24 protein-coding genes are annotated in these 17,965 nt (G+C 66.0%); 17 read left to right on the top strand and 7 right to left on the bottom strand.

Annotation, left to right across the window (positions count from 1 at the left end):
- The first annotated feature begins 72 nt into the window (after nucleotides 1–72).
- From CFE35_RS11605 to CFE35_RS11595, 3 genes are read left to right on the top strand one after another with little or no spacing between them, the layout of a single operon-like run.
- Nucleotides 73–894: a cytochrome c oxidase subunit 3 gene (locus CFE35_RS11605; protein WP_292930761.1), complete on the top strand. Its 822-nt coding sequence runs from the start codon at nucleotides 73–75 to the stop codon at nucleotides 892–894.
- A 10-nt stretch (nucleotides 895–904) separates the two neighbouring features.
- A complete protein-coding gene (locus CFE35_RS11600) occupies nucleotides 905–1,279 on the top strand; it encodes a DUF983 domain-containing protein (protein WP_292930760.1) in 375 nt (124 codons plus the stop codon).
- The gene (locus CFE35_RS11595; RefSeq protein ID WP_292930759.1) at nucleotides 1,276–1,863 is read left to right on the top strand and encodes an SURF1 family protein; all 588 of its coding nucleotides are present in this window, start codon (nucleotides 1,276–1,278) and stop codon (nucleotides 1,861–1,863) included. The genes CFE35_RS11600 and CFE35_RS11595 overlap by 4 nt, the downstream gene beginning before the upstream one ends.
- Nucleotides 1,864–1,866: 3 nt before the next feature.
- Here the strand turns inward: CFE35_RS11595 and CFE35_RS11590 are convergent, their stop codons facing one another.
- Together CFE35_RS11590 and CFE35_RS11585 are read right to left on the bottom strand one after the other, a co-directional pair.
- Nucleotides 1,867–2,208: a helix-turn-helix transcriptional regulator gene (locus CFE35_RS11590; RefSeq protein ID WP_292930758.1), complete on the bottom strand. Its 342-nt coding sequence runs from the start codon at nucleotides 2,206–2,208 to the stop codon at nucleotides 1,867–1,869.
- Between the two features lie 11 nt (nucleotides 2,209–2,219).
- Nucleotides 2,220–2,468 (bottom strand): type II toxin-antitoxin system RelE/ParE family toxin, encoded by a 249-nt coding sequence (locus CFE35_RS11585; RefSeq protein WP_292930757.1) that lies wholly within the window; start codon nucleotides 2,466–2,468, stop codon nucleotides 2,220–2,222.
- Nucleotides 2,469–2,585: 117 nt separating this feature from the next.
- On the opposite strand from CFE35_RS11585, the gene thrC reads away from it, so the two are divergent.
- The 7 genes from thrC to CFE35_RS11550 all read left to right on the top strand — a co-directional run bounded on the left by thrC (nucleotide 2,586) and on the right by CFE35_RS11550 (nucleotide 7,812).
- Nucleotides 2,586–4,004, top strand: coding sequence for a threonine synthase (gene thrC, locus CFE35_RS11580; protein ID WP_292930756.1), 1,419 nt, complete (start codon nucleotides 2,586–2,588; stop codon nucleotides 4,002–4,004).
- 31 nt (nucleotides 4,005–4,035) lie between these two features.
- On the top strand, nucleotides 4,036–4,899 hold the full coding sequence (locus tag CFE35_RS11575; RefSeq protein ID WP_292930954.1) for a class I SAM-dependent methyltransferase: 864 nt from the start codon (nucleotides 4,036–4,038) through the stop codon (nucleotides 4,897–4,899).
- A gap of 71 nt (nucleotides 4,900–4,970) precedes the next feature.
- Nucleotides 4,971–5,345, top strand: a complete 375-nt coding sequence (locus CFE35_RS11570; protein WP_292930755.1) for a dihydroneopterin aldolase — start codon at nucleotides 4,971–4,973, stop codon at nucleotides 5,343–5,345.
- Nucleotides 5,345–6,112 (top strand): SDR family oxidoreductase, encoded by a 768-nt coding sequence (locus tag CFE35_RS11565; protein WP_292930754.1) that lies wholly within the window; start codon nucleotides 5,345–5,347, stop codon nucleotides 6,110–6,112. The genes CFE35_RS11570 and CFE35_RS11565 overlap by 1 nt, the downstream gene beginning before the upstream one ends.
- Nucleotides 6,109–7,119, top strand: a complete 1,011-nt coding sequence (gene moaA / locus CFE35_RS11560) for a GTP 3',8-cyclase MoaA (RefSeq protein WP_292930753.1) — start codon at nucleotides 6,109–6,111, stop codon at nucleotides 7,117–7,119. The genes CFE35_RS11565 and moaA overlap by 4 nt, the downstream gene beginning before the upstream one ends.
- Nucleotides 7,120–7,121: 2 nt before the next feature.
- Entirely contained in the window at nucleotides 7,122–7,361 is a 240-nt protein-coding gene (locus CFE35_RS11555; RefSeq protein ID WP_292930752.1) for a MoaD/ThiS family protein, read from the top strand.
- 1 nt (nucleotide 7,362) lies between these two features.
- Nucleotides 7,363–7,812, top strand: coding sequence for a molybdenum cofactor biosynthesis protein MoaE (locus CFE35_RS11550; protein ID WP_292930751.1), 450 nt, complete (start codon nucleotides 7,363–7,365; stop codon nucleotides 7,810–7,812).
- A 4-nt stretch (nucleotides 7,813–7,816) separates the two neighbouring features.
- Here the strand turns inward: CFE35_RS11550 and CFE35_RS11545 are convergent, their stop codons facing one another.
- On the bottom strand, nucleotides 7,817–8,344 hold the full coding sequence (locus tag CFE35_RS11545; RefSeq protein ID WP_292930750.1) for a hypothetical protein: 528 nt from the start codon (nucleotides 8,342–8,344) through the stop codon (nucleotides 7,817–7,819).
- A gap of 255 nt (nucleotides 8,345–8,599) precedes the next feature.
- Between CFE35_RS11545 and rplU the strand changes: the two genes are divergently transcribed.
- The 4 genes from rplU to CFE35_RS11525 all read left to right on the top strand — a co-directional run bounded on the left by rplU (nucleotide 8,600) and on the right by CFE35_RS11525 (nucleotide 10,695).
- Entirely contained in the window at nucleotides 8,600–8,896 is a 297-nt protein-coding gene (rplU, locus tag CFE35_RS11540; protein ID WP_292930749.1) for a 50S ribosomal protein L21, read from the top strand.
- Nucleotides 8,897–8,931: 35 nt separating this feature from the next.
- Complete coding sequence (rpmA, locus tag CFE35_RS11535) at nucleotides 8,932–9,201, top strand: 50S ribosomal protein L27 (RefSeq protein WP_147158731.1); 270 nt, start codon at nucleotides 8,932–8,934, stop codon at nucleotides 9,199–9,201.
- 221 nt (nucleotides 9,202–9,422) lie between these two features.
- Nucleotides 9,423–10,007 (top strand): GNAT family N-acetyltransferase, encoded by a 585-nt coding sequence (locus CFE35_RS11530; protein ID WP_292930748.1) that lies wholly within the window; start codon nucleotides 9,423–9,425, stop codon nucleotides 10,005–10,007.
- A 100-nt stretch (nucleotides 10,008–10,107) separates the two neighbouring features.
- Nucleotides 10,108–10,695, top strand: a complete 588-nt coding sequence (locus CFE35_RS11525) for a TetR family transcriptional regulator (protein ID WP_292930747.1) — start codon at nucleotides 10,108–10,110, stop codon at nucleotides 10,693–10,695.
- Here CFE35_RS11525 and CFE35_RS11520 read toward each other — a convergent pair.
- Nucleotides 10,679–11,419, bottom strand: a complete 741-nt coding sequence (locus CFE35_RS11520) for a folate-binding protein (protein WP_292930746.1) — start codon at nucleotides 11,417–11,419, stop codon at nucleotides 10,679–10,681. The two genes, CFE35_RS11525 and CFE35_RS11520, sit on opposite strands and share 17 nt — an antisense overlap.
- 39 nt (nucleotides 11,420–11,458) lie before the next feature.
- Here CFE35_RS11520 and pyrC point away from each other — a divergent pair, with 39 nt between their 5' ends.
- Nucleotides 11,459–12,502 carry a dihydroorotase gene (pyrC, locus tag CFE35_RS11515; RefSeq protein WP_292930745.1) on the top strand — a complete coding sequence of 348 codons (1,044 nt, stop codon included), beginning with the start codon at nucleotides 11,459–11,461 and terminating at the stop codon, nucleotides 12,500–12,502.
- Here pyrC and rarD read toward each other — a convergent pair.
- On the bottom strand, nucleotides 12,499–13,410 hold the full coding sequence (gene rarD, locus CFE35_RS11510) for an EamA family transporter RarD (protein ID WP_292930744.1): 912 nt from the start codon (nucleotides 13,408–13,410) through the stop codon (nucleotides 12,499–12,501). The genes pyrC and rarD overlap by 4 nt on opposite strands.
- A 111-nt stretch (nucleotides 13,411–13,521) precedes the next feature.
- On the opposite strand from rarD, the gene CFE35_RS11505 reads away from it, so the two are divergent.
- Complete coding sequence (locus tag CFE35_RS11505; RefSeq protein WP_292930743.1) at nucleotides 13,522–13,773, top strand: hypothetical protein; 252 nt, start codon at nucleotides 13,522–13,524, stop codon at nucleotides 13,771–13,773.
- 273 nt (nucleotides 13,774–14,046) lie between these two features.
- Here CFE35_RS11505 and CFE35_RS11500 read toward each other — a convergent pair whose 3' ends face one another.
- Together CFE35_RS11500 and CFE35_RS11495 are read right to left on the bottom strand one after the other, a co-directional pair.
- On the bottom strand, nucleotides 14,047–15,462 hold the full coding sequence (locus CFE35_RS11500) for a succinylglutamate-semialdehyde dehydrogenase (protein ID WP_292930742.1): 1,416 nt from the start codon (nucleotides 15,460–15,462) through the stop codon (nucleotides 14,047–14,049).
- A gap of 117 nt (nucleotides 15,463–15,579) precedes the next feature.
- Nucleotides 15,580–16,995 carry a protein adenylyltransferase SelO family protein gene (locus tag CFE35_RS11495; RefSeq protein WP_292930741.1) on the bottom strand — a complete coding sequence of 472 codons (1,416 nt, stop codon included), beginning with the start codon at nucleotides 16,993–16,995 and terminating at the stop codon, nucleotides 15,580–15,582.
- Nucleotides 16,996–17,074: 79 nt separating this feature from the next.
- Between CFE35_RS11495 and CFE35_RS11490 the strand changes: the two genes are divergently transcribed.
- Nucleotides 17,075–17,962: an alpha/beta hydrolase gene (locus tag CFE35_RS11490; protein WP_292930740.1), complete on the top strand. Its 888-nt coding sequence runs from the start codon at nucleotides 17,075–17,077 to the stop codon at nucleotides 17,960–17,962.
- Nucleotides 17,963–17,965: the final 3 nt, after the last annotated feature.

The raw sequence follows: 17,965 nt of genomic DNA, 5'->3' as shown, positions 1-17,965 counted from the left end.
ACAAGCTGAATCGCGTTCCTTGCGGGGTGCGTTTCGCCAAGTCCCAAGCTGACGGGGGTTTAAGAGACGATCATGGCCGGCACCAAGAACCACGACTACCACATTCTGCCGCCTGACATCTGGCCGATCGTCGGCGCGTTTTCGGCGTTGACGATGACCACTGGCGGCGTGTTTGCCATGCACGGCATGGCTGGCGGCAAGATCGCGCTGATGCTCGGCGTCTTCGGCGTGGCGCTCACCATGTTCTCGTGGTGGGGCAACGTTATCAAGGAAGCGCATGCGGGCGATCACACGCCGGTCGTGCAGCTCCACCAGCGCTACGGCATGATCCTGTTCATTGCTTCGGAAGTGATGTTCTTCGTTGGCTGGTTCTGGGCTTTCTTCGATTTCTCGCTGTTCCCCAGTGAACTGGCTGAAGTGGTCGGCGGCACATGGCCGCCCAAGGGCATCGAAGCGGTGATGAACCCGTTCGATCTGCCGCTGCTCAACACGCTGATCCTGCTCTGCTCGGGCACGACGCTGACCTGGGCGCACCACGAACTGATCCACGGCAACCGCGAAGGCTTGAAGCAGGGTCTCTGGGCCACCATCGCGCTCGGCCTGCTGTTCAGCTCGATCCAGGCCTACGAATACATGCACGCGCCGTTCGGCTTTGGTGAGAACACCTATGGCTCGGCGTTCTACATGGCGACCGGCTTCCACGGCTTCCACGTGATCGTCGGCACCATCTTCCTGATCGTCTGCCAGGCCCGTGCCTACAAGGGGCACTTCACCCCCCGCCAGCACTTCGGCTTCGAAGCGGCCGCGTGGTACTGGCACTTCGTCGACGTGGTGTGGCTGTTCCTTTTCGTCGCCATCTACGTGTGGGGCGGCTGGGGCGCGCCGATCGAGTGATCGGTCCCCGGTGACAGACAGCACCGAACAAGCAACGAAAGGGCAGGGCGGGCTTACCCGCGCTGCCCTTTTCGGTTTGTGCCCGCGCTGCAGCGCGCGCACCCTTTGGGATGCACCGGCGGCTTTCGCGCCTGGGTGCCGGGGCTGCGGGCTGGTATTTGCAGATTATGAACCGCGCGGGCGCTGGCTCTATGCCGTCCTGCTTCCGCTGATCATTGTGCTGATGGCCGGAGCACTGAAGCTGGATGAGGCGCTGCGTCCGCCGCTGTGGGTGCTGCTCGGCCTGATCGTCGTGGTCGTGCTGGGCACGATCATCGGCGCACTGCGATTGGTCAAAGCGGGTTTGCTGCTGGCGCGGCTGCGAGCCGCAGGAGTTCTGACGTGAAGCGCATTCCGATCCTGCCGACGCTGCTGGTGCTGGTGGCGGTGGGGTACATGATCCACCTCGGCCTGTGGCAGCTTCAGCGGCTGGACGAGAAGCAGGCGATGCTCGCGCGCTACGAGGGGGCATCCGGCAGTTCTGATCTTCGCATATTCCCGGATGCAAACCCCGCGCATATCGAAGACGCTCTCTACCACCGGTCGCAAGTCGATTGCCGTTTCACCTCAGGTGACTGGGAATCGATTTCAGGGCGCAACGACAAAGGTGACGCCGGATACGTCCACGTGATTCTTTGCGGCATCCAAGCAAATGGCACGGCCTACGTTCAGGCGGGGTGGTCGCGCGATCCGAAGCCACCGGTCTGGAACGGCGGTGTGGTCAACGGCATTGTCGCGCCATTTCACAAGGATGGTGCGGCTCGCCTCATTGCCGATCCGCCACTCGCCGGGCTTCAGGCCAACGCCAAGCCCGATCCGCGCGACATTCCGAACAACCACCTCGCCTATGCGGTGCAGTGGTTCCTCTTCGCCGGGGTGGCGTTGGTAATCTATGCGCTGGCGCTCAGGAAACGGATGCGCGCGGGCTGAATCTCAGACCAGGTCGTCGATCGTAACGCCCAGCGCCTCGGCCAGCTTCTTCATCGTCGCCACCGATCCGCCGCGCACGCCCTTTTCCATATTGACGATCTGCACACGGCCCACGCCGGAAATCCGCGCGAGTTCGGCCTGCGCCAGCCCGCGGAGCTCCCGCCAGACACAGAGCGGACTTTCACCTGCGATCAGGCGCTTGGCAAAGTCTGCAGGAACGCGTTCGTCCTCGCCGCTATCGAGCGCGGCCATGGCGCGATCATAGGCGTGCAGATCGGAAAGCTCGCTCGATGCGGCGCAGAGCCGTTCGTAGTCTTCCAGCGGGATCGTGATCATCTCGCCCATGCTGAACTCCTTCACCGATAAACGCCGCCGCGTGGGCCAATTTCAAGCACTGCGAGAACCACGCAGTCGTGCATGATCACCCGCCAATCACCAACCCGCAATCGAATGCCTTCGCGGCCCTTCATGGCGGTAATGTTGTTGGCCTGCGAGGCAGGATCGTTCGCGTATTCTTCCACCTTTGCGACGATGCGGTTTGCGGCGTTGCGAGGCATCGCTTTGAGAACCTTGATCGCAGCGCGGGTGTAAGTGATCTGCTTCACACGCAGGGTGTATCTTGAAGATACACCTAGGTCAAGGACGATGCCAAATCCGCAAAGCCCGCGCCGCTGCCCCCAAATCCTTGCGCCCAGCGCCCCCGCCCGCTAACCGGCGGGGCCATGAAGTACGTCAGCACCCGGGGCAGCGCGCCCTCGCTCGATTTCGAGGGCGTGACCCTCGCCGGCCTCGCTTCCGATGGCGGGCTCTATGTGCCCGAGCGCTGGCCGACCTTTACGCATGACGAGATCGCCGCGATGGCAGGCCTGCCTTATGCGGAGCTGGCGGCGAAAGTCATGCAGCCCTTCGTGGGGGACTGCATCGCGCCTGAACGCCTGCTGGAGCTGACGCGCGAGGCCTATGGCCGCTTTGCCCATGCCGCGGTCACGCCGCTCGTGCAGCTCGATGAACGGCAGTGGCTGCTGGAGCTGTTTCACGGCCCGACGCTGGCGTTCAAGGATGTGGCGCTACAGCTCCTCGGCTTGCTGTTCGAGGAGTTTCTCGGTCGGCGCGATGATCACCTGACCATCTTCGGCGCAACGTCTGGCGATACCGGCTCGGCGGCGATCGATGCCGTGGCGGGCCGCGCCAAGGTCGATATCTTCATGCTCCACCCGCATGGCCGCGTTTCGGATGTGCAGCGGCGACAGATGACCACGGTGCTCGCGCCCAACGTCCACAACATCGCCATCGACGGCAGCTTCGATGATGCTCAGGCGATGGTGAAGCGCATGTTTGGCGATCTGGGCATGAACCAGCGCTTCGGCATTGCGGCGGTCAATTCGATCAACTGGGCGCGCCTCATGGCGCAAGTGGTCTATTATTTCGCCGCCGCGCTGCAACTGGGTGCGCCCGAACGCCGCGTCGCCTTCAGCGTGCCGACGGGCAATTTCGGCGATGTGTTTGCAGGCTATGTCGCGGCGCAGATGGGCCTTCCCATCGAACGGCTGATCGTGGCGACCAATATCAACGATATCCTCCACCGCGCCCTTTCCACCGGCGACTATTCCGCAGGCACGGTCACGCCCACTGCCGCGCCTTCGATGGACATTCAGGTCTCCTCGAACTTCGAGCGGCTGCTCTACGATGCCGGCGGGCGCGATGGCGCGGCGATGGCCGCCCAGATGCGCGAGTTCGAGAGCACCAAGGCGATGAAGCTGACCAATGCGCAGCGCGAGAATGCGGCCAAGCTCTTCACCAGCACCCGCGCCGATGCAGCGGAAATGGCGCAGGCGATGCGCTGGGCGCACGAGGCCTGCGGCGAAGTGCTCGATCCGCATACCGCCATCGGCCTCCACGCCGCGCGCGTGGCGCAGGGCTTGCCCGCCGATGTGCCGGTGGTGACACTGGCGACCGCGCACCCCGCCAAGTTCCGCGATGCCGTGGAACGCGCGACTGGCGTGCGGCCTGCGCTCCCCACCCGCATGGGCGATCTGTTCGAACGCGAGGAAGCCTATACCCGCCTGCCAGGCGACTACGACACCGTCGCCGCGTGGATTGCCGAGCGCGCTACGCCCAAGACCGGTCCGGGCAGCGCCTGAGTTGGCCGCGCTCGATCTTCAGGCCAAGCTCATGGTCGGGCCGGGCTGGGACCAGTTCGGCCTGATCGACAGCGGCGACGGGCGCAAGCTTGAACGCTACGGTCCCTACCGCTTCATCCGCCCCGAACCGCAGGCCATGTGGGCACCGCGCCAGGCCTTGTGGGATGCGCACGGCGAATTCGTGCCCGGATCGGACGAGGATGGCGGCGGGCGCTGGACTTATGCCAAGCCAGTCCCGCGTGAGGGCTGGCCACTCGATTGGCGCGGGATCGGCTTTACCGCGCAGTGCACGCCGTTCCGCCACCTCGGCTTCTTTCCCGATATGGCCCCGGTGTGGGACTGGATGGGCGAACATCTGGATGGCCGCAGCGATGCCAGCACCATGAACCTGTTCGGCTACACCGGCGTCGGCACCATGGCGCTTTCGCGCTTCGGTCCGGTGACGCATGTCGATGCATCGAAAAAGGCGGTGGCGCAGGCACGCGCCAATGCGGCGGTGGCAGGGTTGGAAGGCCGCCCCGTGCGCTGGATCGTCGACGATGCGGCCAAGTTTGCCGCGCGCGAAGTGCGGCGGGGCAAGCGCTATGACGGGATCATCCTCGATCCGCCCAAGTTCGGGCGCGGGCCGGATGGCGAAGTCTGGCGGCTGGAAGAGAACCTACCCGCGCTGATCGCCGATTGCGCGCGGCTGCTGGATGCGGACAGCCGGTTCCTGTTTCTCACCGTCTATGCCGTGCGCATGTCCTCGCTGGCGATTGGCGGGCTGCTGGCCGAAGCGTTGGCGGGGCTGCCGGGCACGGTGGAGCATGGCGATCTGGCGATCCGCGAGGATGGCGAAAATGGGCGTATCCTGCCCACTGCCATCTTCGCGCGCTGGTCCAATCCCGCAGCATAAGCAAATCTGGGGCAGGCCACGCGGCCACCGGCACTGGACAAGGGGGCGGCGGAGTGCCAGAGGCGCGGCCCGTGAACGACAGCCTTATCCTTGAAGTCGCCAACATCGAAACCGATGTGCTCACCGGGATTTATTCCGAGGAAACCGGGCGGCCGCAGCCGCTGCGCATTTCGATCACGGCAGCGCTGAAGCCGCAGGACCGCTACACTCCCGATTGCCCGCTGACGGCGAGCAAGAACTACATGGACCTGAAGCATGCGGCCAGCGAAGGGCTGCCGCAGGGTGTGCATTTCCAGCTGATCGAATCGGTGGCGGATCATATCTGCGAAACGCTGTTCCTGCAGGACAAGCGGATCGAGCGCGTCATGGTGAAGATCGTCAAGCTCGCCATCAGCGAACGCGGCGAAGAAATCGGCATGACGCTTACCCGGCATCGGCGCGATTGATGGTCCAGCCGTCGGCCCGTCCGCTGGCGCTGGTTACCGGGGGGTGGCGGCGGATCGGCGCGGCGATTGCCCGCGCGCTTGCCACGGCAGGCTGGGATCTGGCGCTCCATGCCCACAGCGCCACCAAGTTCGACCACACTTTTGCCGATGAACTCGCCGGTCTGGGGGCTACGGTCTTTTCGCTGACCGCGGATATGGCCGATGCCGAAGCGGCGCGGCGCTTGCCGGCCGAGGCACTGGCGCTGGCCGGGCGGGCCCCCACATTGCTGGTCAATTGCGCCGCGCTGTTTCGCGATGACAGTGCCGCGACGGTGACGGCTGCCATGCTCGACGAGCATCTCGCGGTGAACCTGACTGCCCCGGTGCTGCTCACGCGCGCGCTGGCGGAATTGGCGCAGGGTGACGCGGCGGTCGTCCATATCCTTGATCAGCGCGTGATCAATCCGGTCCCCGATCAGCTGAGCTACACGCTGTCCAAGCAGGCGCTCCATGCCGCAGTGCGCACGCTGGCGCGCAGCCTTGCGCCGCGCGTGCGGGTGAATGCGGTGGCGCCGGGCCTGACTTTGCCGACGCCGGACTACACCGAAGAACAATGGCTGCGCCTCACCGCGCTGATGCCGCTGGAGCGACTCGCCAGCCCCGGCGAGATTGCCGATGCGGTCGTTTTCCTTGCGCAGGCCCGCGCGATCACCGGTCAGACTATTTTTGTTGATGGGGGCGCGCACCTTGAATCTTTTGCGCGAGACTTCGTATACCTTGAGGCATGAGCTGCACCCCGTCACCGCTGATTGATCGCTTCGCGCGCCGCATCACCTACCTGCGGCTCTCGCTCACCGACCGCTGTGACTTGCGCTGCTCCTATTGCATGCCCGAGCGCATGACCTTCCTTCCGCGCGCCGAAGTGCTCACGCTGGAAGAGCTGCACGAAGTCGCGCTCGCCTTCATCGCGCGCGGCGTGCGCAAGATCCGGCTGACCGGCGGCGAGCCTTTGGTGCGGCGCGACATGATGCAGCTGGTGCGCGCGCTGGGCCGCAAGATCGATGATGGAAGTCTGGACGAGCTGACGCTGACCACCAACGGCACGCGCCTCGCCGAATTCGCTGACGATCTGGCGGCGGCGGGCGTGAAGCGCATCAACGTTTCGCTCGATACGATGGACCGCGCCAAGTTTGCCGAGCTGACCCGGCGCGACAGCCTGCCGCAAGTGCTCGAAGGCATTGCTGCGGCCAAGGCGGCGGGGATCAAGGTCAAGCTCAATGCCGTGGCGCTGAAGGGCATCAACGAACACGAACTGCCCGATCTGATCGCCTGGGCCCACGGCGAGGGGCATTCGGTCACGCTGATCGAAGTCATGCCGCTGGGCGAAGTCGAGGGCGACCGGTTCGATCACTACCTGCCGCTCGATGCCGTGCGCCGCGATCTGGAAGCGCGCTGGACGCTGACCGCCAGCGATGCGCGCACTGGCGGCCCGGCACGCTATGTCGATATTGCAGAGACCGGCGGGCAGCTGGGGTTGATTACGCCGCTGACCGGCAATTTCTGCGAAGGCTGCAATCGCGTGCGCGTCACCGCCACCGGCCAGCTGTTCATGTGCCTTGGCGGTGAGGGCAAAGTCGATCTGCGCGCTGCGCTGCGGTCTGAAAACCCGGAAGCCGCGCTGGCCGATGCCTTCTCCCGCGCGATGGGCGAGAAGCCGGAGCGCCACGCCTTCGTGATCGACAAGCCGGGCGCCGCGCCCGCGCTGGCCCGCCATATGTCGATGACGGGCGGCTGATCATGTCAGCCAGGTTGGTGTTCCTCGGCAGGCTGGAAGACATCGCCGGCATGGGCGAGCTTGCGGTGACGCCGGGGCCGCTGGAGCATGTGCTCGCCGCGCTTGATCCGGCGCTGGCGGTGGAATTGCTCGGCGAGCGTGTGCGCATGGCGCTGAATGGCGCCCTCGTTGGTGACAACGATGCGGTCGTACTGGCCGATGGCGACGAGCTGGCCTTCCTGCCGCCGGTCAGCGGAGGCTGACGTGCCGGACGTGCGACTGCTGGGCGAGGGGTTCTCGGCTGCCGACGAGCTCGCAGCGTTTACAGCAGCGCATCCGGAGGCGGGCGGCATCGTCAGCTTTCTGGGGCAAGTGCGTGCCGAAGGCGGCCCGCAGGCCGTGGAGGCGCTGGAACTCAAGCACTATGCCGCGATGACCTTGCCGGGGATGGAAGCTTTGGCCGCTGCGACTCGCGCCCGCTGGATGCTCGATGGTCTGCTCATCATCCACCGCCACGGCGTGATGTATCCCGGCGATCCGATCGTGCTCGTCGCCGCCGCGGCGCGCCACCGCCGCGATGCCTTCGCGGCAGCCGATTTCGCGATGGACCACCTCAAAAGCCAGAGCTGGTTCTGGAAGCGTGAGAAGACGGCGGCTGGCTGGCGCTGGATCGAACCGCGCCTCGATGATCACCGCGATCTGGCGCGCTGGTAGGCCCTCAGCTTTCCAGCTTTTCGGCCAGCGCCGCGATTGTGCGGTCTTCTTCGGCCAGCAGGGCCGCAACTGCACCGTGAGCTGGGGCGACGACCTTGAGATCGGTGTCCGGGCCGACTGCGGCGGCTTCGGTTGCAGTGATCAGCAGTCGGTCGAGGTCAGACAGTGCGACCATGCCTTCGCCGCGCGCGGACGTGAGGCTGGCGAGTGCTATTGCCGCGCGGCTCCACGCTTCGGTGCCGGGCTTGCTCCCCTTGGCGGCGTTGACAAGGCTGGCGGCCTGCCCCTGCTGCGCCGTGAAGCGGGCGTGGGAGGCGGTGGCCGTTTCGCGCAGCGCTGCGACGCGCCCGGCGAGATCGGCGATTGCGGCCGGGCCGGGGACGGCAGAAGGCGCGGCCTGCTGGCCAGAGCCATAGGCGCGCTCGGCGGGCCGAATCGCCAGTGATGGAAACCTCGAGCGGTCCGCATTGCACGCCGTAAGCGCGAGCAGGGCACCGAGCGGTGCGGCGATACGGATGGACAGGCGGGCCATGGGCGGGCCATAGAAGCTTTTGCGGGAGCGGGGAAGCAGGCCGATGTGCGGGGCGGGCCGCAATTTGGCCGCCAACGGCATTTGCAGCCTACCTCCGGCGTTGACAGGCCGCACCCGTTCGATTAACCGCGCCTCTCTTTCCGGGCTTCCGCAATCGTGCGGAGATTCGGCCATGCTGTCAGTTGTTCGTGATTCGCGTGTTCGTGGATTGCAAGCAGTTTGGCAGCCAGACACTTGAAACGGATAGCAGGAACCATGTTCGCAATCGTGCGCACGGGCGGCAAGCAGTATCGGGTTGCCGCCGGAGACAAGATCGCGGTCGAAAAGCTGGCGGGTGAAGCCGGTGATACGATCACGCTGACCGACATTCTTCTCGCGGGGAATGAAGGCGCGATTGCGGATGCCAAGGGCGTTACCGTTTCGGCCGAGATCATCGCGCAGGCGAAGTCTGAGAAGGTGGTCGTGTTCAAGAAGCGCCGTCGGCACAACTATCGCCGCAAGAACGGCCACCGCCAGCAGCTGACCCTGCTGCGCATCCTCAGCGTCGCGTAAGCGCGATACCTGACAAGATTCCGGAGTAATCTGAAATGGCACATAAGAAAGCAGGCGGCTCTTCGCGTAACGGTCGCGATTCGGCAGGCCGCCGCCTCGGCGTCAAGAAGTTCGGCGATCAGCACGTGATCGGTGGCAATATCATCATCCGTCAGCGCGGCACGAAAGTGTACCCGGGCGCGAATGTGGGCATTGGCAAGGATCACACCCTGTTCGCCCTCGCCGAAGGCAAGGTGCGCTTCCACTCGGGCAAGCTTGGTCGCAAGTACGTCTCGGTGGACATGATGGCTGAGGCCGCAGAATAATCGGATGGTTATGGGCCATCCGCGACGGATGGCCCCCGCCGGCTCTCACAAGCCGGCTTGACGAGGGAGAGGGGCCAGCCCGTCTCCCTTTTTTCGTGTCTCCCTCACCCTTGCCACGCTCTGACGCATTACCTGCGCAAGACCTGGCGAAACGCAATATGCCTGTCATTTCCTTTGGTTAGCGGCCAGTGGAAACAGAGGGGCGGATGAGGAGACAAGGCATGTTCATTCGCAGCGAAAGGCTGTTCCTGCGCCCTGCATGGCCCGAAGATTGGGCCGAGCTGCATGGCGCGATCGACGATGCAGCGGTGGTGCGCAATCTGGCGCGTGCGCCGTGGCCCTACCGCCCGGAAGATGCGCGGTCGTTCGTCAGCCGTGAGCCGGTCACGCGCTATCCCGATTTTCTGGTGACCCTACCGGGCGCGGAGGGCGCGCGAATCATTGGCTGTGCGGGCATTGTCGCTGCTGAAGACGGCGCGGCCGAGCTCGGCTACTGGATCGCGCGCGAGCACTGGGGCCGCGGCTACGCGACCGAGGCGGCCCGCGCCGTGCTCTCGGTCGCGCGGGCGCTCGGCCACGACCGGATCGAGGCGAGCCACTTCCTTGATAATCCCGCATCGGGCCGCGTACTGCGCAAGCTCGGTTTTGCGCCCACCGGCGAGCATCGCCCGCGCCGCAGCGAGGGACGCGGCACGGTGGTGACGAGCGTGGTCTACCACACCCGGCTGCGCGGCGCGGAAAACGGCGACGGCGGCGGTGACGGCACTGGCGGCGGCGACCGCGAGCCGATGCGACACGCGGCCTGACCCCGCGCGTTCCCCTTGCCCTGCAAGCGCCGGAGTTCTAGGCCTTGAGGCTCCGGTGCGCGGGGGTCGTGCGCGCCGCAAGGGGGAAAACCGCCTCGCAATGTCCGTTCGCAAGCGTCTCAGTCCTGAAGAAAGCCGTATTGCCGCCCTCGAAGCCGCGCGCGGCCTGCTGATCGAAGCGGGGCCGCAAGCGGTGACGCTCAAGGCCGTTGCGGGCCGCATCGGGCGCACCCATGCCAATCTGCTGCACCACTTCGGCTCGGCCTCCGGCCTGCAGAAGGAACTCGCGCGGCATCTGGCCGAAACGATCTGCGTGGTGATTCGCGAGGCAGTGATTGCCAGTCGCTCGGGCGTCGGCTCCCCGCGCGATGTAGTCGATCTCACCTTCGATGCGTTCGATCGTGAAGGCGCAGGCGCACTCGCTTCGTGGATGCTGCTGACGGGCAACGAGGATGCGCTCGATCCGATCGTCGATGTCATCCACGATCTGGTGGTGGAACTGAACGAGTTCGGGTCGGATGCGATGCGCGGCACCACCCTGACTTTGGTGCTGATGGCGCTGGGGGATGCGCAGATGGGCGGCCCGCTCAGTCAGGCGCTCGAACTGCCGCGCACCGCCGCGCGCGATTATGCCGCAAGCATGCTCGATGCCGCGACCGAGCAGGCCAAGCTCATGCAGGCGGGCTGAGGTCCATCCACGCAGGCGCCAACTCGGCCGGAATGTCCTCGATACGGCGGTGATCGACAGCAAGGCCGAGGTCCGGATAGGCTGCGCGCTGGCGGGCCGGGTCTGATTGGGCGAGCGGCACGACCACGAGCCGCCGGTTCACCTTCTGCCGCCAGTTCATCCGCGCGGTGTTTTCCTGCCCCACATAGCAGCCCTTGGTGAAGCTCACGCCGTTCAAGTCGACCGCGTTGGTTTCCAGCCAGAGCGTCTGATCGCTGCCCAGTTCGGCGAGGCCTTCGGGTACGCCGCAGGCCAGGCGATGCGCCAGCCATGCGGCCTCGGCAGCCGTGTCGTCCGCACTCACCGGCGCGATCCAGCGGTGGCCGAGCGCGGGGAGGCGCGGATCGGTCGGCGCGCCTTCTGCCTGCCAATAGACGCCGAGGGTGGTGTCTTCCGCAATGCCGATGCGGCGGCGCAGGCGGTAGAGCGAGAGGCGCTTGGCCAGCGCGGGCGCGGCGGCTGATTCGCAATCGAGTAGCAAGTCCTTGCCGGAGCTTTCCGCATCTGGCCACACCAGAAAATCGAACAGTGCCTTGCCCTGCGGGCTCAGCAGCCCCGCCCAGACGGGAAGCGGCCCTGTGGTATCGTTGGTGACAAGGCCTTGCAGGAACGCGGCAACGTCCTCGCTCTCGTCCAGCGGAGAGAGGCGTACAATGGTGCGATTGGTCAAACGGGGCGCGGTCATAGGTGACAGATAGGCAGCCCTGCGCCTAAGGGGAAGGGCATGACGACCCCTGAATCGATCACCATTCGCCGCCCTGATGACTGGCACGTCCACTTGCGCGATGGCGCGCTGCTGGCGGGCGTTGTGCCGCACACCGCGCGCCAGTTTGCGCGCGCCATCGTGATGCCCAACCTTTCGCCGCCGATGACCGATGTGGCGGGGGTTTCAGCCTACCGGACAAGGATCATGGCGGCGCTACCTGCGGGCACGGATTTTACCCCGCTGATGACCCTCTACCTGACCGACCATACCAATCCCGACGAAGTGGAGCGCGGGCATTCGGCAGGCGTGTTCGTTGCGGCCAAGCTCTATCCGGCGCACGCGACGACGGGTTCGGCGCATGGCGTGACCGATGTGGCGAACATCATGGCCGTTCTGGCGCGGATGGAGAAGATCGGGATGCCGCTCCTCATCCACGGCGAGGTGACGGACAGCCATGTCGACATCTTCGACCGCGAGGCGGTGTTTATCGAGCGCACGCTGATCCCGCTGGTGAAGGCGCTGCCCGGCCTTCGCGTCGTGTTCGAGCACGTCACGACGGCGGAAGCGGTGCAGTTCGTGGAAAGCGCAGGGGAGAACCTGGCCGCCACGATCACGCCGCAGCACCTCCATATCAATCGCAACGCCATGCTGGTGGGCGGCATTCGCCCCCATGCCTATTGCCTGCCCGTGGCGAAGCGTGAGCATCACCGGCTGGCACTGCGCAAAGCGGCGACTTCGGGCAGTGCGCAGTTCTTTCTCGGCACCGACAGCGCGCCGCACGCGAAACATCTCAAGGAAGCGGCCTGCGGCTGCGCTGGCATCTTCAACGCCCCGTTTGCGCTCGAAAGCTATATCCGCGTGTTCGAGGAAGAGGGCGCGCTCGACAAGTTCGAGGGCTTTGCCAGCGAGCACGGGCCGCGCTTCTATCGCCTGCCGCTCAACGAAGGCACGGTGACGCTGGAGCGCGCGCCCGTTACGGTTCCGGACGAGATCGATGTGGGCGAGACAATGGTCGTGCCGTTCCACGCGGGTGAAACGCTGGGTTGGCGCTTTCTCGGTTAGGCGGGCGCCGTCTTCGAGTGGGAGTTCATCCGCGCCTTGTGGAGCAAATCCCAGCAGAACAGCGCGAGCGCGATCCAGATCAGCACGAAGCAGGCCGTGCGCGCGCTGTCGAGCGGTTCGCCATAGAGAAAATGGCCGAGCAGGAAGCCGATCGTTGGTGAGATGAACTGCACGAAGCCGAGCGCCGAGAGCGACAGCCGCCGGGCCGCGAACGCGAACAGTAGCAGCGGGACGGCGGTGATCACGCCGGTGCTGGCGAGGAGCAGGGACATGTGCCAGTCCAGCGCCATCGACGAGCCCGCCGGTTGCTGGCCGTACCACGCGGCGACACCGATGGCAGGGAGCATCAGCCACCCCGTCTCGATCGTCAGGCCGGGGCCTGCGCCCACCGGCGTGACTTTGCGCACATATCCATAGATCGCGAAGCTGACCGCCAGCGTCAGCGCGACGGCCAGCATGTCGATCGCACCCCACGCAAGCAGGGCAATGCCCAGCGTGGCCACCGCGACGGCGAGCCATTGCAGCCGACCCAGCCGTTCGTGCAGGAACACGGTGCCCAGCAGCACGTTGATCAGCGGGATGATGTAGTAGCCAAGGCTGGCGGCCAGCACATGCCCGGCGTTGACCGCGGTCACGTAAATCACCCAGTTCGCGCCGACCAGCAGCGCGCTCAGCCCCAATCGCAACACCAGCGCGGGATTGCGCAGCGCGGCGGCAAGATCCGCGCCTTGGCGCAGCGCTGCGGTGATGATGAGACAGACCGGCAGCGTGAAGATGATCCGCCATCCGACGAGTTCGAGCGCGGGCACTGTGGTGAGCAGCTTGAAGTAGATCGGCAGCACCCCCCACATCGTGTAGGTGGCGATCGCGGCGGCCATGCCGCTGTTATTGGATCTGGCCGTGGTCATGATGGAGCGCGCCATGGCAGGGCGGGCGAGGTGATCCAAGTGCCAAAAACGGATATGCCCGCAAAGTCTGGTGACGCGGGGTTAACCACATTGCGCGCATGGAAGAGATCGATGGACCTTCGTTCCGCCTTTCGCGCGCCGCTTTTGGCAGCGCTGCTCGTTGGCGTTTCAGCCTGCGCAGGTGAGGCCGAGCACGCGCGCGGGGGCGAGGAAGGCCCGGCGCATGATCCCGTGATGAGCGCGGCGATCGAGGGGCAACTGATGGTCGATCCCGATCTTTCGCAGGCCAACAACCGCAATGTGGCGGCAGTGCCTGCGGGGCCGGGCGATCCGGCATTGCCGCTGCCCAATCCCAAGAATTAGAGCACTTTCCGCCCAATCTGGTTCACCGTGATTGCGTCAGGCAGCCCGCTGGCAAGGCACGGTGCGCAGCAGGGGCTGGTTTGCCCCTGCAAGCAGCGTAACGCTGTCCAGCGGGCTGCCTGACGCAACCCCTTCGGGGCGGGCCCCTTTTGGCCGATTGCTGCGTCTCTTGTCGGTCACAATGCTTCGGCATTGCTCCCTCCGCGTTCCTTGCACTCGGCCAAAATCGGCTCCGTCACGGTGAGCCAGATTGGGCGGAAAGTGCTCTAACGTTCAGGTGTCGCGCAGGCCCACGCCGATGTTGGCGCGGGGTTGTTCCATTTCGGCGGAGGCGACCGGATAGGCGCACGAATCGGCGGTGTAGTAGCCGCCGGGACGGTTGTTGCCGGAAAGGCCGATGCCGCCGAACGGGGCGGCTGCGGTTTCGCCGATGGTCGGGCGGTTCCAGTTGACCACGCCCGCCCGCACGTTCGCCCAGAAGCGGTTGTAATCCTGCGGCGTGCCCCCGATCAGCGCGGCGGTGAGGCCGAAGCGCGTGCTGTTGGCCTCGGCAATGGCTTCATCGAAATCATCGACCGCGATGACTTGCAGTAGCGGGCCGAACAGTTCGACATCCGGCCGCTCCTCGATCCGCGTCACGTCGATGATCGCGGGGCTGACGAACGGCAGATCTTCGCGCAGGCGCGCCATGTGCTTGATCGCGCGCCCGCCGTTGGAGAGCAGGTAGACGAAGCTCTCGGTGAGGCCGTCGGCGGCGGCATTGTCGATCACCGGGCCCATGAAGGGCGTGGGCGTATCGAAGGGGCCGCCCACGATGAGCCGCTCGGTTAGGCGGCGGACTTCGGTGATGACCGCGTCATAGAGCGTCGATTTGATGATCAGCCGCCGCGCCGAGGAGCAGCGCTGGCCCGCGCTGGTGAACGCGGATTGCACGACAATCGCGGCGGCATCGACGATCTTGGGCGTGTCCCACACCACTACCGGGTTGTTGCCGCCCAGTTCGAGCGCGACGAGCTTGCCCGGATTGGCGGCGAGCTTGCGGTTGATCGAAACCCCGGCATGGGCGGAGCCGGTGAACAGCACGCCGTCGATCCCGTCGTGCACGGTGAGCGCCTGGCCTTGTTCTGGCCCGCCGAACAGGACTTGCACTGCCGCTGCCGAAATCCCGGCGCGGTGGAAGCAGCGCGTGAGGAGATCGCCGGTCGCGGGGGCCTTTTCCGAAGGCTTGAACACCACGACATTGCCCGCGATCAGCGCCGGGACAATCTGCGCGGCAGGCGCCAGCGCGGGCATGTTCCACGGGCTGATGACTGCCAGCACGCCGTGGGGCTTGTGGCGCACGGCGGAGGTGCCGTTGAGCGCGCTGTCGAGCTTGCGCTGGGCGGTGCGCTCGGCATAGGCGCGGACCGAGGCTTCGACTTTGTCGACCACGCCGTCCACCTCGCTGCGCGCTTCCCACAGCGGCTTGCCGGTTTCGCGGGCGATCGTATCGGCGAGCTTTTCCGATTCCTTGCGCACTTCATTGGCGAAGCGGCGCAGGAGTTCGATGCGGGTGGAAAGCGGCTGCGCGGCCCAGGTCGGCCATGCCCGGCGCGCGCGCGCGATCACGTCTTCGGCGTCGCCGATCCGGCCGCGCCACAATTCCGAACCGGTCGCGGGCTCGAAAGAGACGATTTCGCCGGTGGACACGGGTGCGGTGGGCCTTCCTCTGCCTTGTCTCAGGGGCGAACAGGTCCGCTCCAGTGAGCGGCCTATGGCATGCGAGTGGTAACCAAACAAGAAACCCGGCTGCGGGATTTCGCGGCTTCAGGCCTGTCCCGCAGAAGGCGGCGCTGCCCCATGCGCCTCACCCATGCGGCGCAGCGCGGCGATCTTGGCTTCGAGCAGCGACCAATCGTCGGCTTCGGCAATCGGGGCCCAGATCGACTCGACCTCGTCGATCAGCAGGGATTGCGGGGCGGGATCGTCCCAGTAGGGGTGCGTGCTGGCCACAGGCTCATAAGCCGCGAGCGCCGCGCCCAGCGCGCCGCCCAGCGTGTCAGGGGCCCCGCCTCGCCCACACCGGTGGCGGAAGAAGAACGCGTCCGGGCCTTCACCGCTTTGGCTCATGCTTTCTTCGCAAAGGCCGATGAGGGCGGTATCTTCCTCGATCCCGCGCTCTGCCACGCCCAGCCGCCAGCACCAGCGCCGCGCCATCGCGGCGCGGTAGTGGTCCTCGAAGCGGTTCAGCGCGGCGATCAGCGGCGGGGCTTCCTCCAGCGTGCGCAGCGCCACGGCGAGTTGGCCGCAGTTCCAGTGGATCGCCTGCACCTGCCTGCCAAAGGCATAGAGCCCGCTGCTGTCGAAATAGGCGGCGGTGAACGCGGGATCCCAGCGCGGCAGCCAGCGCCACGGGCCATAATCGAAGCTCTCGCCGCTCACGTTCATATTGTCGGTGTTGAGCACGCCGTGGACGAAACCGGCCACGATGTAGCTCGCGGCCATGTCGGCCATGCGCTCCACCACCTGGTTGAGCAGGCGGGCGGCAGGGCTGGCGTCGTCCGCGCCTGCGGGCCCCGGAAAATTGCCGAGGCAATAGCCGACCAGCGCGGCCATGTTGTCTGCCTCCCCCAGTGTGGCGAGCCGCTGGAAGGTGCCGATGCGGATGTGCCCGTGGCTGAGGCGGACCATCACGGCGGAGCGGGTGGGGGAGGGCTCGTCGCCCCGGTATAGCGATTCCCCGGTCTCGATCACCGAAAGCGTGCGGCTGGTGTTCACCCCCAGCGCGCCGAGCATTTCGGTGGCGAGGATTTCCCGCACCGCGCCCTTGAGCGTGAGGCGGCCATCGCCCTGCCGGCTCCACGGGGTCTGCCCAGAACCCTTGGTGCCAAGGTCCATGAGGCGGCCTTGCGCATCGAGCAACTGCGCGAACAGGAAACCGCGCCCGTCGCCGAGATCGGGGTTGTAGGTCTGGAACTGGTGGCCATGATAGCGCAGCGCGAGCGGCTGGGGGAGGTTTTCGGGCAGGGGTTGGAAGCGGCCCATGTGGCTGATCCACTCTGCGTCGGTCAGACCATCGAGGCCGACTTCTGCGGCCGCGCGCTGGTTGCGGAAGCGCAGCGTGGTTTCAGGAAAGTCTGCCGGGGCGACCGGATCGCCGATCCATGCGGCAAGGCTGGCAATGCGGGGGGCGGGCCGATAGAGGCTGGCGGGGGCGATCGCGTCTTGCGGGCTTGGCTGCATCGCGCGATAGTGGCGGCCTAGCGGGCGGCGTGCAAGCGCGCGCCTTTTGTATTTGAGCGGGATGCGGGCAGAACACGGCATGGCAGAGGCGCTGAAAGGCGGCGAAAAGCGCTGGGAGGATCGCAGCTGGACCAGCCGCGACGGCCTGAAGCTGCACTTTCGCGATTATCCAGGTAGCGCTGAAAAGCCGCCGATTCTGTGCTTTCACGGGCTGACGCGCAATGCCCGCGATTTCGAGGCGCTGGCCGAGCGGCTCGCGGGCGATTGGCGCGTGCTGTGCCTCGATATGCGCGGGCGCGGTGATAGCGATTACGCGCGCGATCCGATGACCTATACGCCGGCTCACTATGTGGCCGATGTGGAGGCCCTGCTGGAGGCGGAAGGGATCGACCGCTTCATTGCCATCGGCACCTCGCTGGGTGGGCTGATGACGATGATGCTCGCCGCCGCGAACCCGGCGCGGATTGCCGCTGCGGTGATCAACGACGTGGGGCCGGAGATCGAACCGGCGGGGCTGGCCCGTATCCGCGAATATGTCGGGCAGGGGCGCAGCCACGAAACCTGGGTTCATGCCGCACGCGCGCTGCAGGAAACCAATCGTGCGCTCTACCCTTCGTGGCAGCTGCCCGATTGGCTGCGCATGGCCAAGCGCTGCATGGTGATCGGCACCGGCGGGCGCATCGTGTTCGATTACGACATGAACATTGCCGAGCCGTTCGAGGCCGATACTGGCCCGGCGCCCGAGCCTGCGGTGATGTGGGGCATGTACGAAGTCGTGGCCCGCAGCCCGCTGCTGGTGCTGCGCGGGGCGCATTCAGACATTCTCTCGGCCGAAGTCGCCGCGCGCATGAAAGTCCGCGCTGCGGCGGCCGAACTCGTCACCATCCCCGGTGTAGGCCACGCGCCGACCCTGGACGAAGACGAAGCCGTGGCCGCGATCGAGCGCCTGCTCGCCCGCGCGGTGTGAACC

It is taken from the genome of Novosphingobium sp. PASSN1 (assembly GCF_002278815.1).
Note: the sequence above shows the minus strand (reverse complement) of the source record. Positions and strands in the feature narration are given on the sequence as shown.

Excerpts from the sequence above, each read along its gene's own strand:
- CFE35_RS11605 (WP_292930761.1), top strand. The coding sequence starts at position 73 with ATGGCCGGCACCAAGAACCACGACTACCACATTCTGCCGCCTGACATC.
- CFE35_RS11590 (WP_292930758.1), bottom strand. The coding sequence starts at position 2,208 with ATGGGCGAGATGATCACGATCCCGCTGGAAGACTACGAACGGCTCTGC.
- thrC (WP_292930756.1), top strand. The coding sequence starts at position 2,586 with ATGAAGTACGTCAGCACCCGGGGCAGCGCGCCCTCGCTCGATTTCGAG.
- CFE35_RS11575 (WP_292930954.1), top strand. The coding sequence starts at position 4,036 with ATGGTCGGGCCGGGCTGGGACCAGTTCGGCCTGATCGACAGCGGCGAC.
- CFE35_RS11565 (WP_292930754.1), top strand. The coding sequence starts at position 5,345 with ATGGTCCAGCCGTCGGCCCGTCCGCTGGCGCTGGTTACCGGGGGGTGG.
- moaA (WP_292930753.1), top strand. The coding sequence starts at position 6,109 with ATGAGCTGCACCCCGTCACCGCTGATTGATCGCTTCGCGCGCCGCATC.
- CFE35_RS11555 (WP_292930752.1), top strand. The coding sequence starts at position 7,122 with ATGTCAGCCAGGTTGGTGTTCCTCGGCAGGCTGGAAGACATCGCCGGC.
- CFE35_RS11545 (WP_292930750.1), bottom strand. The coding sequence starts at position 8,344 with ATGGCCCGCCTGTCCATCCGTATCGCCGCACCGCTCGGTGCCCTGCTC.
- rplU (WP_292930749.1), top strand. The coding sequence starts at position 8,600 with ATGTTCGCAATCGTGCGCACGGGCGGCAAGCAGTATCGGGTTGCCGCC.
- rpmA (WP_147158731.1), top strand. The coding sequence starts at position 8,932 with ATGGCACATAAGAAAGCAGGCGGCTCTTCGCGTAACGGTCGCGATTCG.
- CFE35_RS11530 (WP_292930748.1), top strand. The coding sequence starts at position 9,423 with ATGTTCATTCGCAGCGAAAGGCTGTTCCTGCGCCCTGCATGGCCCGAA.
- CFE35_RS11525 (WP_292930747.1), top strand. The coding sequence starts at position 10,108 with ATGTCCGTTCGCAAGCGTCTCAGTCCTGAAGAAAGCCGTATTGCCGCC.
- CFE35_RS11520 (WP_292930746.1), bottom strand. The coding sequence starts at position 11,419 with ATGACCGCGCCCCGTTTGACCAATCGCACCATTGTACGCCTCTCTCCG.
- pyrC (WP_292930745.1), top strand. The coding sequence starts at position 11,459 with ATGACGACCCCTGAATCGATCACCATTCGCCGCCCTGATGACTGGCAC.
- rarD (WP_292930744.1), bottom strand. The coding sequence starts at position 13,410 with ATGACCACGGCCAGATCCAATAACAGCGGCATGGCCGCCGCGATCGCC.
- CFE35_RS11505 (WP_292930743.1), top strand. The coding sequence starts at position 13,522 with ATGGACCTTCGTTCCGCCTTTCGCGCGCCGCTTTTGGCAGCGCTGCTC.
- CFE35_RS11495 (WP_292930741.1), bottom strand. The coding sequence starts at position 16,995 with ATGCAGCCAAGCCCGCAAGACGCGATCGCCCCCGCCAGCCTCTATCGG.
- CFE35_RS11490 (WP_292930740.1), top strand. The coding sequence starts at position 17,075 with ATGGCAGAGGCGCTGAAAGGCGGCGAAAAGCGCTGGGAGGATCGCAGC.